The organism is Pseudomonas folii, assembly GCF_014357575.1.
In the GTDB taxonomy this organism is placed as follows: Bacteria; Pseudomonadota; Gammaproteobacteria; order Pseudomonadales; family Pseudomonadaceae; genus Aquipseudomonas; species Aquipseudomonas folii.
This window is the reverse complement of the sequence record NZ_JACONW010000046.1, coordinates 1-13,317: the sequence shown is the minus strand read 5'-3', so window position 1 is coordinate 13,317 and position 13,317 is coordinate 1. Positions and strand designations below refer to the sequence as shown.

The window sequence follows — 13,317 nt, the reverse complement described above, 5'->3', positions numbered from 1 at the left end:
GGTTATCCATCGAGATCAAAAAAGGGGCGCATTATAAACGACAAAACGGCCCGCAAGCGGACCGTTTGTTGACTCAACCAGCGCTGTCAGTTCAGGGCTTCAAGCACTTTTCTGGTGATATCTTCAACAGAACCGACGCCTGCGATATGGCTGCACTTAGGCTTGCCGTTTTTCGCTTCGAGTTTGCTGTAGAACTCAACCAGCGGCTTGGTCTGTTCGTGATACACGGCCAGGCGAAGGCGAACGGTTTCTTCAACGTCATCCTTGCGCTGCTTCAGTGGCTCACCGGTCACATCATCAATGCCTTCAACCTTGGGCGGATTGAAAATGGTGTGATAGATGCGGCCAGAGCCTTCGTGTACACGGCGACCGGACATGCGCTTGACGATTTCTTCGTCATCTACAGCGATTTCCAGCACGTGGTCGATTTCCAGGCCCGCCGCCAGCAGCGCTTCTGCCTGCGGAATGGTGCGGGGAAAACCGTCGAACAGCACGCCGCCGGCGCAATCAGGCTCGGACAGACGATCCTTGATCAGACCGATGATCAGGTCATCGGAAACCAGACCGCCGTTGTCCATGACGCTCTTGGCTTTAAGGCCCAGTTCGGTGCCAGCCTTGACGGCAGCGCGCAGCATATCGCCTGTGGAAATTTGCGGGATGCCGAATTTTTCGGTGATGAATTTTGCCTGAGTACCTTTACCGGCCCCGGGAGCTCCCAGCAGAATCACGCGCATCGATGTGCTCCTCAAATTTTTTATATGTAAACGTCGGATTCGCCACGCCCAGCCTATGTAAAACGTAAAACGCGGTACTGCTCGCGTACATCGTAGGTGCCCGCGATGCAGTCGTTTCCACACAGTCTGTGCAGGACCAATCTCAAATAAGGTTCAAGCCGAAGAATGGCCAAAGGCTGATCAAGATACACAGCCGACACAAGTGGCACAAGCCGCCAAAAGTCGCAGTATCCACCACCCGGTCAGAGGTAGCAGAGTGCGGGATTGGTTCAGGTGGCTTGAGGCAGTCAAAAGCACGCAAGTCATTGATGCCAATGGCGCACTGGGAATTGGCAGTGCGCCATTAACGGACCCGCTGATTAACCGGTGTTACGCAATCCGGCGGCAATACCCGCTACAGACACCAGCAGCGCCTGTTCCAGAGGACTGTCCAGACTTGCCTCGCGGTTGCGTGAACGGGCAAGCAACTCTGCCTGAAGCAGGTGCAGCGGATCCAGATACGTGTTGCGCAGGCTGATGAATTCAAGCGTTGCAGGGCTATGAGCCAGCAGTTGGGATTGCCCGGTCAGCCCCAGCACCACGGCGCAAGCCTGCGACAATAGGTCGCGTAAATGCGTACCCAAATGTTGCAGTCTCGGCTCCACCAGACGCTGATCGTACAGGTGGGCAATATCGTGGTCAGCTTTGGCCAGAACCATTTCCAGCATGTCGATCCGGGTGCGGAAGAATGGCCAGTGCTCACGCATCTGCCCCAGCAGCTCCCCTTCGCCGCGTTCGAGCGCCTTGTTGAGCGCCGCCTCCCAGCCAAGCCAGGCGGGTAACATCAGCCGCGTCTGGGTCCAGGCGAAAATCCATGGAATGGCCCGCAGACTCTCGACGCCGCCTTCCCTACGCTTGGCCGGACGACTGCCCAGCGGCAAACGACCCAGTTCCTGCTCCGGCGTGGCCTGACGGAAATACTCGACGAACTCCGGATGCTCGCGCACCACGGCACGGTAGGCACTGACGCCGTCCGCCGCCAGGTTATCCATCATTTCTCGCCATGCGGGTTGCGGCGGTGGTGGCGGTTGCAAGGTGGCTTCCAGCACGGCGGCCAGATATAGATTGAGGTTTTGCTCGGCGATGTCTGGCAGGCCGAACTTGAAGCGAATCATTTCGCCCTGCTCGGTGGTTCGGAAACGCCCGGCGACCGAACCTGGCGGCTGCGACAGAATCGCCGCGTGCGCTGGGCCACCGCCACGTCCGACGGTGCCACCGCGGCCGTGAAAGAGCAGCAGTTCGACTTGCTGAGCACGGCAGATATCCACCAGTTTTTCCTGCGCCCGATATTGCGCCCAGGCCGAGGCCGTGGTGCCCGCATCCTTGGCGGAATCGGAATAGCCAATCATCACTTCCTGCGGGCCGTGCAGGCGTGAACGGTAGCCCGGCAGGTTCAACAATTGTTCTATGGCTGGCCCGGCGTTATCCAGGTCCGCGAGGGTTTCGAACAGCGGCACGACGCGCATTGGGCGCTGCAACCCCGCCTCTTTGAGCAGCAACTGCACCGCCAGCACGTCCGAAGCGGCACCGGCCATGGAGATCACGTAAGACCCCAACGAGGCCGCAGGCGCTGAAGCGACTTCACGGCATGTCGCCAGCACCTCGGCGGTGTCAGCGCCCGGTTTGAAATGCGCTGGCAACAACGGACGTCGACTGTTCAATTCCCGCAGCAGGAAATCAACACGGGCCTGCTCGTCCCAATCCTCATAGCGGCCAAGCCCGAGGTAGTCGGTGATTTCGGTCATGGCCGATTCATGCCGGGTGGAGTCCTGACGCACATCCAGCCGCACCAGGAAGAGGCCGAACGTCACAGCACGACGCAGACAATCAAGCAGCGGACCATCGGCGATCACACCCATGCCGCACTCATGAAGCGACTGGAAGCACAGCATCAGCGGTTCAAGCAGCTCGCGATTATCGTGCAGCACGTTATCCGGAGCGGGTTGCGTCACAGCCAGTGACGCCTGAGCCCAGTTGCGGGTTGCGCGCAAACGCTCGCGCAGTTGCTTCAGGACAGCACGATAGGGTTCAGCGCTGTCACCCGCGCTGGCGCGTAACGCATCACTGGCTTGCTGCATGGACAACTCGGCCGCCAGTTGATCGACGTCACGCACATACAAGTCCGCCGCCATCCAGCGAGCCAGCAACAGGACCTCCCGCGTCACCGCCGCCGTGACGTTGGGGTTACCGTCCCGATCGCCGCCCATCCACGAAGCGAACCGAATCGGCGCCGCCTCCAGCGGCAGATGAAAACCGGTGGCAGCGTGCAACGCGTGATCGGCCTTGCGCAGGTAATTGGGCACCGCATGCCATAGCGAATGCTCGATAACGGCGAAGCCCCATTTCGCTTCATCCACCGGGGTCGGTCGGGTACGGCGAATCTCTTCGGTGTGCCAGGCTTCGGCTATCAGACGCTGCAGACGCTCGGTGATCTGCTCGCGCTCGGCGCTGCTCAGATCCCGATGGTCGAGGGCCGCGAGTTGTGCGGCGATGGCGTCGTATTTTTGAATCAGGGTGCGGCGTGCCACTTCAGTGGGGTGCGCAGTGAGGACCAGTTCGATTTCCAGCTTGCTCAACTGCCGGGCCAAGGCCTCAGGTTTCTGTCCTGCACGTTTGAGGCGGTCGAGCAGCTCAGGCAACACGCGAGATTCAAACGGTTGCGGCTGGGAATCGTCACGCCGCCGGATCAGTTCGTATTGCTCGGCGATGTTGGCGAGGTTGAGAAACTGATTGAAGGCCCGCGCCACCGGCAGCAATTCATCTTCGGCCAGGCCATCAACACTGGACGTCAGTTGCTCGGCCCCCTCAGCCGAACCACGCCGACCCGCTTTGGCACCCTTGCGAATACGTTCGATCTTGTCGAGAAACTCACTCCCGCGCTGCTCGCGAATGGTATTGCCCAACAGCTCACCCAGCAGGTGCACATCCTCGCGTAAACGCGCGTCGATATCAGCCATCGTTCCTCTCCCCCTGATTTTTGTATGGGTGCCATCAACCTCAAAGCTGCAAAGACTGAACAGGCGTGCAGAAATCTGATCTATCCCTTTTCTACCATCAGTGCAGCAAAATCAACAGCCACGCCAACACCCGGTGAATAAACCTTTTGAAATAACCGGACTAATCTCATCGGTGAGCCATGGCTGAGCACTAAACGAATCAGCACTCAAGCAGACCTGCCATCGGTGGGCAAACCAAGAGGTCCCTATGAAAATCCGTGAACTTGCCAACCATTGGGAAGAGAACGCCAAAGGACGACTGACCAGGACTCAGTATGCGATTCACCTGGACATGGAGTCCGCTGCGCGCCTGAACGCACTGACCGAGATGTACCCCAAGCATCATCCTGAAGAGTTACTGGGCGAGTTGATCGGTGCCGCGCTGGAAGAACTCGAAGCGAGCTTCCCTTACGTGCAGGGCCAGCATGTCGTGACCACTGACGAAGAAGGCGACCCAGTGTACGAAGATGTTGGCCCCACCCCGCGTTTCCTGGCGCTTTCGCGTCGGTATCTGCAGGAGCTGTCCGAAAAGCAGGACGTCGAATAACACTGCCAACACGCAATACGTATCCCGGTACAACGTGCCAATGACGTGCCAATGACGTGCCAATGACGTGCCAATGACGTGCCGGGATCGTTTTTTCACAGCATTCGTTCCGTAGTTTGCGCAAAGAAAATCCCGTCGAAAAAACCTGAACTATTCAAAAAGTTCATGTGTCCGAGCCCATAGCCATTACAGAAAAGCCTACGGATAGCCAACGGCGCAGCCAGACGCTACCTCGCACGCTTCAGGCCAACGACTGTCATGGAACACTCAAGATTTTCAGGAGTTAAATAATGGAGTCGAACACGATGAACACGCTTACTGCCAATACCAAATTCAAAGGCCTGCGCGGCCTGAAACTGACCGCTCTGGCACTGGGTGCCAGCTTCGTACTCGCAGGTTGTGCAGGTAATCCTCCGACCGAGCAGTACGCTGTGAGCCAATCGGCCGTTAACAGCGCCGTCAGCGCCGGTGGTACCGAGTTCTCCGCAGTAGAAATGAAATCGGCGCAAGACAAGCTCAAGAAAGCCGAACTCGCCATGCAAGAGCAGAAATACGACGAAGCACGCCGCCTGGCTGAACAAGCTGAATGGGACGCTCGCGTAGCCGAACGTAAATCCCAGGCTGCCAAGGCAGAAAGAGCTGTGCAGGACGCCCGTCAAGGCGTGAACGAACTACGTGAAGAAGGTCTGCGTCAGGTGCAACCGGCACCGGCCCAGTAACCAACGTTGCAGCCAACGTTTTTCATGCATTTCGAATTCGATTGAAAGGACGAAACTATTATGCGCAAACAAGTGATGATCCCTGCCCTGCTGGCCATGAGTGTTGCACTGGCCGCTTGCTCGACGCCGCCTAACCAGAATCTGGAACAGGCTCGCACCAATTTCTCGGCACTGCAGACCAATCCGCAGGCGACCAAAGTGGCTGCCCTTGAAACCAAGGACGCCAGCGACTGGCTGGACAAGGCTGACGCAGCCTATCGCAACAGCGAAGACGAGAAGAAAGTCGACCAACTTTCTTATCTGACCAACCAGCGCGTTGAGGTTGCCAAGCAGACTATTGCTCTGCGCACCGCTGAAGAGGAACTGAAAGGTGCCTCCGCGCAGCGCGCTCAAGCCCGTCTGGATGCCCGTGACGCACAGATCAAGGCACTGCAAAGCAGCCTGAACGCCAAGCAAACCGAACGCGGTACTCTGGTAACTTTCGGTGACGTGCTGTTTGACTTGAACAAGGCTGAACTGAAATCCAGCGGTCTGGTTAATGTCAACCAACTGGCAACCTACCTGCGTGATAACCCGGATCGCAAAGTGATCGTTGAAGGTTATACCGACAGCTCGGGTTCCGACGCTTACAACCTGTCCCTGTCCGAGCGCCGCGCTAACTCCGTGCGTATGGCACTGGTGAAAATGGGCGTTGATCCAGCCCGTGTCGTTTCCCAGGGTTATGGCAAGGAATACCCGGTTGCTGATAACACCAGCGCTTCGGGCCGCGCCCAGAACCGCCGTGTGGAAGTGACCGTTTCCAACGACAACCAGCCGGTAGCGCCGCGTTCGTCGATGAAGTAAATCGCTGACGCTGCAAACAAAAAGCCCGGCCTGTGAAAACAGGCCGGGCTTTTTTGTTGGTTACACAATCCTGTAGGAGTTAGCTTGCTCGCGATAGCGTCGCGTCAGTCAACCTGTCTTTCGATTGACACAACGCTATCGCGAGCAAGCTCACTCCTACAAAATGCGGCGACGATTTAAGGCTGTAACTACTGCGGCGTCTCCTGCCCTGCGCAGCGCACGGCCTGCTTCCTGTTATTGATCAGAACTCCTGACAGTCCCTTCTGCGACGTATCGAACAACACCAGCACGCCATCAATGCACTGCGCGACTTCGGCGGCGGGTGTGGCGGCGATTTTGTAGTCTTCGCCCGGCACGGTTTTGAGCATCGTGAACTCGTTGAGCAACAGCGCATCTTCAGGCTTGGCAAAGTGCAGATAGCCGTAATACCAAAGCGTACCCACCGTAACGAAGATCGTGCAGATACCCGTGATGATCAGGGGAATGGCGTTGCGCTCTTCGCTCATTTGCGGCTCTCAGGAGTTTCTTTTTTCGCTGGCTCCGGATAATTCGGCACTTCGCCCAGACGACGCAGACCATTGAAGTGCTGGGGATCTTCCAGATAGCGGATCATCACCTGTCGCCAGGTCGGGTCAGAGAACGTCTGCACATGCCCGCCACGGGTCAGTTGCAGCACCCGTGGCAGCGGCGCGGCCTGGTAAAGGCTGATGCCGTTGTCGAGCGGCACCAGAGTGTCGTCCATACTCTGGAATATCAACATCGGCGTCCCCTTCAATTTCGGCAGGCCATTGATGGCGCTGTCTGCGTCGGGGATCAGCCATGAAAGCGGCGTTTTAAATGGCCAGGTCAGCCATGAAGTACCCAGCGTATAACGAGCTACTTTACGGTAGCTGGCGGGCGCACCATCGAGAATCAGCGCCTTGAGTCGCGAACGTTGTTGCGGATGCTCAGACAGGTAATGCACCCCCAACGCCCCGCCAATGCTTTGGCCGAGCACGACCAGCGGTTTGCCCTGCACTTCAGGGGCTTTGTTCAACCAGTCGAATGCCGCATCCACGTCCTGATAAATCGCAGGCAGGCTGGGCGCCCCCTGGGACAAGCCATAGCCGCGATAGTCCAGGATCAAGACCTGATAACCCTGTTCCGGCAACCACCAGCTACCCCCCAGGTGCCAGGCCAGATTGCCGCCATTGCCGTGCAAGTGCAGCACCGTGCCTTTGACCTCGACGCCTTCTTTGGCAGGCAACCACCACGCATGCAACTGTGTGCCATCGGCAGCGGTAAGAGTGACGTCACGGTATTGCAGATGGGCTTTTTCCGGGGTGAACGGAAGACCGGGTTCCGGATAGAACAACATTGAGCTGCAGCCGTTCAGGGACAAGAGCAGCGTGAGGGTAATCAGGAATTTCAAGCGGGATTCCTTTTGTTTTCTTGGTGCGGCTCTTATCGACAAAACGATTTGAATGGAAATGCACGTCCTGTAGGAGCTGCCGAAGGCTGCGATTGGATTCTAATGACACACCGCCTTCGCGGCCTTCGGCAGCTCCTACAAGAGATCTGAGGCGCTACAGAATATTGGAATAATCCGCTTCGATCCGGTCCAGGCTCAGGTGGTTCAGGAAGTTCGAGAAGCACATCCATGCCGACAGCGCATTCATGTCACGGAACTGCTCGGGCAGGTACTTGGGCGGCACGACCAGACCTTCATCCACCAGTTGACGCAAGGTACGCATGTCCTCAAGGGTGGTTTTGCCACAGAACAGCAGCGGCACTTGTTCCAGCTTGCCCTTGCGCACGGCGAGCTGAATATAGTTGTAAACCATGATGAAACCTTTGAGGTAGGACAAGTCCTTGGTGAACGGCAAGCCATTGGGCACCGATCCGCGGAATACCCGGCTGGCATTGCCGTAGCTTTCAGACATGCCAAAACCCTGCTCACGGTAGAACTCGAACACCTGGAGAAAATCTGCGCCCTCTTCGGCCATGTGAATGGCACGCGTGCGGTTGGTCAACTTGCGCAATCGACTCGGGTAGGAGGCGAACGCAATGACCTCCATGAGGATCGCCAGGCCTTCCTGCGTCACCGTCGACGACGGCGGCCCTTTTGACAGAAACGTGCAAATCGGCTGATTCTGGCCATTCAGCGTAGTACCTACATGCACCAGGCCTTCATGTACTTCCAGGGCTCGCACGTCGCGCTCGTTGAACATCGCGTCGGAGCGAATCTTGATGTAATCGGCGCCTGCCGCAGCATCGGCGACGATGCCGTCGGATTCGAAGACGCGAATGGTCTCCTCGGCCTCACCAAAAACCTTGTTCAGACGACTTTGCAGCAGAGACACCGCGTCTTTGGCCGTCAGGATTTTCGGCTCATCCTTGAGGTCACCGCGCCCGGCAATGTTATTGAGGTAGTCAGAAAGCATCAGCCCCAGATCAGCCAGGGTTGGATCACCGGCATGAAAAGCGTCGGACGCCGCGCCGTACAACTCCTGGGAGATCAGCCCGAAATCCGCAGTGCCTCGGGCTTCCAGCATGCGCACTACCATGCGGTATTCCTTGCACATGCGGCGCATGATCTGGCCAACCGGGTTGAACTGGCCCAACTGACGGGTAATGTCGCGCTCGATATTCTGGAACTCGAGCTTCAGTTCAGAAGAATCAAAACCCAAGGGCCGATTTTCATAGTAGGCGCGATCCACGGCGGGTAGCGCCTTGCCTTTTGCCGCAAGAAAATCCTTGCGCACCGTGTCGTCCCATTTCACCGCATCCAGAACCCGAATCGGCGTCTGGGCTGCGACGATACGATCCGACAACGTTCGAATAGTCTGCTGGTACTCGTCCACCCCATGCTCCTTGGTTACTGCGCCTTGGTTGGCCCTTGGTTGGTTGGGCGTGTGCCCTGCTCAGGCAGCCGCTGGTAACGCGCTACCTCGAGGAAAACATCAGAATTGGCCGGATCGTTCAGGTAACCGAACACTTGATCCAGAGGGCTCGTGATCAACAGCCCATCGTCTTTCCCTATTGGCATTTTTTCACCGCTGAGCGCCTTTTGCTCCACCCATTGGTTGAAGCGATCCATATCCAGGTTGTAGACCACCAACTCGCCGGTTTGCGCCAGTTCAAAGCCTGCCATCACGAAATGGCCGCCATATTTTTCCGGCAACCCGGCGCACAGATACCATCGGCTGCCATGCCGGGACACGGTAAAGGCGTATCCATCGCGGTGCTTGCGATCCCCCTTGCGATAACTGACCGCCTTGTACTCGTTGCTGCCGGTCCGGCTTATTTCCAGCTCCAGCGGCTCGCCCCAGGCATTCTTGCTGCTCCAGTTACCCAGCAGTTGCGCCGGGGCTGCTTCGCGCGCAGGAATCGAATCCTTGAACGTCACAAGGCAGCCGCTCAACAGCAGGAACGACAAGGCGACAAGCAGACGCCAGGCTTTCATTGGCTACTCCCGAGAGGGGTTTGTCACTCGTCGAGGGGCTTTGTCGTGCCTAATACCAGATGCATCTGACGGGTGAGGATACCGAGGTTTTCTTTGTCCGCGTCGGGCTGCGGGCCATGTAGCAGACCTTGATACTCCATCCGACACATGACCCCCGTCAACACTTGTGCGTCCTGAAGCGGCTGAACCGAGCCCATCACCTCCAGAAGCCGGCAGGCACCATGCAGCAGAATGTCCCGATGCGCATCCACCAGACGGGCCAGTCGCGGGTTGATCAACGCCTCACAATGGAACGCATGTTCGGCAATCAGATAATCGCGGCGGGTCGACAGTTGGCGACGAATATATTCCATGGCCATGATCGCGATTTCATCGGCCAGACGTGAACGACCAACCGCGGTGCCGTCAGTACGATCCACCATTTCGCGCAAGGTGACTTCGGTACTTTCCCAGAGCTTGGCCATATAAGCGGCACTGCGCTCGACGTACTGGGAAAAAGCATCGGTGAGCAGGTCATCGATGTCCTTGAAGTAGTACGTGGTGGCCGAAAGGGGTACACCCGCCTCCGCAGCCACTGCACGGTGACGTACCGCACGCACGCCGTCACGGACCACGATGCGCATGGCGGCGTCGAGAATGTCCTGCCTGCGCTGTTCACTGCCCTGTCGACTCGCCTTGCGACCTTGATACTCGACACTTTGCACCACGGCGCTGGCAGCACCAGCAGCTCCATTTTGAGCAATCGAACGGGTCACGGTAGAAATTTCCTTTTTTTACTTAACGACCATTTTTGTAGGAGCTGCCGCAGGCTGCGAAGCGTTCATCCTGACACACCGCGATCGCAGCCTTCGGCAGCTCCTACAGGTCCAGTTAGCACTGTGTCGGGGACAAGAGCGATCTCCTACAGAAGATCTCAATTACATGTGGCCAAGATGCCATTTCCGCTGCCAATGTAAACCAACATGTCTGAACTGAAGCTTTCACGACCAGAATCGTCACGCAAAAAAAAGCCGCCCATCACAGGCGGCTCTTTTTTCACGTCACTTACGCTTGTGGGCGCATGTGCGGGAAGAGGATCACGTCGCGGATCGACGGGGCGTTGGTCAGTAGCATGACCAAACGGTCGATGCCGATGCCTTCACCGGCAGTCGGCGGCATGCCGTATTCCAGCGCACGCACGAAGTCAGCGTCGTAGTGCATGGCTTCGTCATCGCCTGCGTCCTTGTCGGCCACCTGGGCCTGGAAGCGCTCGGCCTGATCTTCCGCGTCGTTCAACTCGGAGTAAGCGTTGGCAATTTCACGGCCACCGATGAACAGCTCGAAACGGTCAGTAACGTTCGGGTTTTCATCGTTGCGACGCGCCAGCGGAGACACTTCGAACGGGTACTGGGTGATGAAGTGCGGCTGCTCCAGCTTGTGTTCGACCAGCTCTTCGAAAATCATCACCTGCAGTTTGCCCAGACCTTCGAAGCCCAGCACCTTGGCGCCCGCTTTCTTGGCGATGGCACGCGCCTTGTCGATGTCTTGCAGGTCAGCAGCGGTCAGATCCGGGTTGTACTTAAGGATCGAGTCGAATACCGACAGGCGCACGAACGGTTCGCCGAAGTGGAATACCTTGTCGCCGTAAGGCACATCAGTAGTACCCAGAACCAGTTGAGCCAGTTCGCGGAACAGCTCCTCGGTCAGGTCCATGTTGTCTTCGTAGTCCGCGTACGCCTGATAGAACTCAAGCATGGTGAACTCAGGGTTGTGACGAGTCGAAACACCTTCGTTACGGAAGTTGCGATTGATTTCGAAGACCTTCTCGAAACCACCGACAACCAGACGCTTCAGGTACAACTCAGGCGCGATACGCAGGAACATTTCCATGTCCAGCGCATTGTGGTGAGTTTCGAACGGCTTGGCTGCCGCGCCACCCGGAATGGTTTGCAACATCGGCGTTTCGACTTCCAGGAAGTCACGCTTCATCAGGAAGCTGCGGATGTGAGCGATGACTTGAGAACGCACACGGAAGGTATCACGCACTTCTTCATTGACGATGAGGTCAACGTAGCGCTGACGATAGCGCTGCTCGGTGTCGGTCAGGCCATGGTGCTTGTCCGGCAGCGGACGCAGGGATTTGGTCAGCAGACGCACGTTGGTCATTTCGACGTACAGGTCGCCCTTGCCCGAACGCGCCAGGGTGCCTTCGGCTGCGATGATGTCGCCCAGGTCCCAGGTTTTCACTGCGGCCAGGGTTTCTTCCGACAGGGTCTTGCGGTTGACGTAGACCTGGATGCGACCGGTCATGTCCTGAATCACCATGAACGAGCCACGGTTGAGCATGATGCGACCGGCAACCTTGACCGGGATCGCCGCTTCAGCCAGCTCTTCCTTGGTCTTGTCCACGTACTGTTTCTGCAGGTCATTGCAGTAGCTGTCGCGGCGGAAGTCGTTGGGGAAGGCCTGACCCTTGGCGCGCTCGGCAGCAAGCTTTTCCTTGCGCAGGGCGATCAGGGTGTTTTCTTCCTGTTGCAGGGCTTGCGGGTCGAGTTGTTGGTCGCTCATGTCTTTAAATATTCCATCACAGGTTCGTTGCCCCCGCGTTTGCACGGGGGTCTTGAAGATCAAGGCTGACGGGTTACAGCCCTTGTTTCAGGCTCGCGATCAGGTATTCATCGATGTCGCCATCCAGCACCTTGTCGCAGTCGCTGCGCTCGATGTTGGTCCGCAGATCCTTGATCCGCGAGGCGTCCAGCACGTAGGAACGGATCTGGTGACCCCAGCCGATATCGGACTTGGTGTCTTCCAGCGCCTGGGAAGCAGCGTTGCGTTTCTGCACTTCCTGCTCATACAAGCGCGCCCGCAACATTTTCATCGCGGTGTCTTTGTTCGCGTGCTGGGAACGTTCGTTCTGGCAGCTCACCACCGTGTTGGTCGGTACGTGAGTAATCCGTACGGCCGAGTCAGTGGTGTTTACGTGCTGACCACCGGCACCGGACGAACGATAGGTATCGATACGCAGGTCCGACGGATTGATGTCGATTTCGATGTTGTCGTCGATTTCCGGAGAAACGAAGACGGCCGAGAACGAGGTGTGACGACGATTGCCGGAGTCGAACGGGCTCTTGCGCACCAGACGGTGAACGCCGATTTCGGTACGCAGCCAGCCAAAGGCGTATTCGCCCTTGATGTGCACGGTAGCGCCTTTGATACCGGCGACTTCACCCGCGGACAGCTCCATGATAGTCGCGTCGAAACCGCGTTTGTCAGCCCAGCGCAGGTACATGCGCAGCAGGATGTTGGCCCAGTCCTGCGCCTCGGTACCGCCGGAGCCGGCCTGGATATCCAGGTAGGCGTTGTTAGGGTCCATCTCGCCGCTGAACATGCGACGGAATTCGAGTTTCTCCAGAGACGCACGCAGGCGCTCGACTTCGGCAGCCACGTCATCGACGGCAGCCTGGTCTTCTTCTTCGGCGGACATCAGCAACAGGTCTTTGGCATCAGCCAGACCGGAGGACATTTCATCCAGGGTTTCTACGATCTGGGCCAGCAGAGAACGCTCGCGGCCTAGCTCCTGAGCGTAGCTGGGGTTGTTCCAGACATTTGGATCTTCGAGCTCACGGTTAACTTCGGTCAGACGATCATGTTTGTGATCGTAGTCAAAGATACCCCCGAATCGTTTCGGAGCGCTCGGACAGGTCCTTGATGCTGTTTAGGATCGGGTTGATTTCCATGGTGGGCAGCACTCGCAGGCGAAATTTTCAAAGCCGACGAGTATACCCGAGAGAACGAGATGAAGGCAGCCCGTTGGGCAGTACTGTGGTGACCTTATCGTGGCGTAGGTATCTACTACACATCTTTTCCATGCAGGTTTTACATGCAGGATTTTTGTGTACATATCAATAACCGCGTTAATGGCTTCTATTGGTTGCGCTTTTACAGCGCCTCACTTTTGAAAGGAGCCCAAAAGTAAGCAAAACGCTCTTGCCCCACCACTTGGTGCCTCGCTGTC

The 13,317-nt window shown here is 57.3% G+C and carries 12 protein-coding genes; 3 read left to right on the top strand and 9 right to left on the bottom strand.

Annotation, left to right across the window (positions count from 1 at the left end; all coding sequences use genetic code 11):
• Window positions 1–86 precede the first annotated feature (86 nt).
• Together adk and ppc are read right to left on the bottom strand one after the other, a co-directional pair.
• Window positions 87–734 (bottom strand): adenylate kinase, encoded by a 648-nt coding sequence (gene adk / locus H8S59_RS11980; protein WP_095094409.1) that lies wholly within the window; start codon window positions 732–734, stop codon window positions 87–89.
• A gap of 359 nt (window positions 735–1,093) precedes the next feature.
• The gene (ppc, locus tag H8S59_RS11975; RefSeq protein ID WP_095094408.1) at window positions 1,094–3,730 is read right to left on the bottom strand and encodes a phosphoenolpyruvate carboxylase; all 2,637 of its coding nucleotides are present in this window, start codon (window positions 3,728–3,730) and stop codon (window positions 1,094–1,096) included.
• A gap of 247 nt (window positions 3,731–3,977) precedes the next feature.
• Here ppc and H8S59_RS11970 point away from each other — a divergent pair, with 247 nt between their 5' ends.
• The 3 genes from H8S59_RS11970 to lptF all read left to right on the top strand — a co-directional run bounded on the left by H8S59_RS11970 (window position 3,978) and on the right by lptF (window position 5,878).
• Entirely contained in the window at window positions 3,978–4,316 is a 339-nt protein-coding gene (locus H8S59_RS11970) for a pilin assembly protein (RefSeq protein ID WP_095094406.1), read from the top strand.
• Window positions 4,317–4,606: 290 nt separating this feature from the next.
• Window positions 4,607–5,035, top strand: a complete 429-nt coding sequence (locus H8S59_RS11965) for a DUF4398 domain-containing protein (protein ID WP_095094404.1) — start codon at window positions 4,607–4,609, stop codon at window positions 5,033–5,035.
• Between the two features lie 60 nt (window positions 5,036–5,095).
• Window positions 5,096–5,878 carry a lipotoxin F family OmpA-related lipoprotein LptF gene (gene lptF, locus H8S59_RS11960; protein ID WP_095094402.1) on the top strand — a complete coding sequence of 261 codons (783 nt, stop codon included), beginning with the start codon at window positions 5,096–5,098 and terminating at the stop codon, window positions 5,876–5,878.
• Window positions 5,879–6,066: 188 nt separating this feature from the next.
• Here lptF and H8S59_RS11955 read toward each other — a convergent pair whose 3' ends face one another.
• The 7 genes from H8S59_RS11955 to prfB form a co-directional block, all read right to left on the bottom strand.
• Entirely contained in the window at window positions 6,067–6,384 is a 318-nt protein-coding gene (locus H8S59_RS11955; protein ID WP_187521531.1) for a PA3694 family proteiin, read from the bottom strand.
• Entirely contained in the window at window positions 6,381–7,235 is an 855-nt protein-coding gene (locus tag H8S59_RS11950) for an alpha/beta hydrolase (protein ID WP_187521550.1), read from the bottom strand. The genes H8S59_RS11955 and H8S59_RS11950 overlap by 4 nt, the downstream gene beginning before the upstream one ends.
• Window positions 7,236–7,443: 208 nt before the next feature.
• A complete protein-coding gene (locus H8S59_RS11945; protein WP_027897880.1) occupies window positions 7,444–8,721 on the bottom strand; it encodes a flavohemoglobin expression-modulating QEGLA motif protein in 1,278 nt (425 codons plus the stop codon).
• A gap of 14 nt (window positions 8,722–8,735) precedes the next feature.
• Complete coding sequence (locus H8S59_RS11940; protein ID WP_095094396.1) at window positions 8,736–9,323, bottom strand: hypothetical protein; 588 nt, start codon at window positions 9,321–9,323, stop codon at window positions 8,736–8,738.
• Window positions 9,324–9,346: 23 nt separating this feature from the next.
• Window positions 9,347–10,078, bottom strand: a complete 732-nt coding sequence (locus H8S59_RS11935; protein ID WP_187521530.1) for a TetR family transcriptional regulator — start codon at window positions 10,076–10,078, stop codon at window positions 9,347–9,349.
• A gap of 289 nt (window positions 10,079–10,367) precedes the next feature.
• Window positions 10,368–11,870, bottom strand: coding sequence for a lysine--tRNA ligase (gene lysS, locus H8S59_RS11930; protein WP_187521529.1), 1,503 nt, complete (start codon window positions 11,868–11,870; stop codon window positions 10,368–10,370).
• A gap of 73 nt (window positions 11,871–11,943) precedes the next feature.
• Window positions 11,944–13,039 (bottom strand): peptide chain release factor 2 gene (prfB, locus tag H8S59_RS11925; RefSeq protein WP_122396168.1). Its coding sequence is split into 2 segments (ribosomal slippage): window positions 11,944–12,966 and window positions 12,968–13,039, totalling 1,095 coding nucleotides; the frame shifts between segments, so codons are not numbered across the junction.
• Between the last annotated feature and the right edge of the window lie 278 nt (window positions 13,040–13,317).

Bases quoted from the DNA above. Each gene is read 5' to 3' on its own strand.
- lysS (WP_187521529.1), bottom strand. From the start codon at position 11,870: ATGAGCGACCAACAACTCGACCCGCAAGCCCTGCAACAGGAAGAAAAC.
- H8S59_RS11970 (WP_095094406.1), top strand. From the start codon at position 3,978: ATGAAAATCCGTGAACTTGCCAACCATTGGGAAGAGAACGCCAAAGGA.
- H8S59_RS11965 (WP_095094404.1), top strand. From the start codon at position 4,607: ATGGAGTCGAACACGATGAACACGCTTACTGCCAATACCAAATTCAAA.
- H8S59_RS11950 (WP_187521550.1), bottom strand. From the start codon at position 7,235: ATGTTGTTCTATCCGGAACCCGGTCTTCCGTTCACCCCGGAAAAAGCC.
- lptF (WP_095094402.1), top strand. From the start codon at position 5,096: ATGCGCAAACAAGTGATGATCCCTGCCCTGCTGGCCATGAGTGTTGCA.
- adk (WP_095094409.1), bottom strand. From the start codon at position 734: ATGCGCGTGATTCTGCTGGGAGCTCCCGGGGCCGGTAAAGGTACTCAG.
- H8S59_RS11955 (WP_187521531.1), bottom strand. From the start codon at position 6,384: ATGAGCGAAGAGCGCAACGCCATTCCCCTGATCATCACGGGTATCTGC.
- ppc (WP_095094408.1), bottom strand. From the start codon at position 3,730: ATGGCTGATATCGACGCGCGTTTACGCGAGGATGTGCACCTGCTGGGT.
- H8S59_RS11940 (WP_095094396.1), bottom strand. From the start codon at position 9,323: ATGAAAGCCTGGCGTCTGCTTGTCGCCTTGTCGTTCCTGCTGTTGAGC.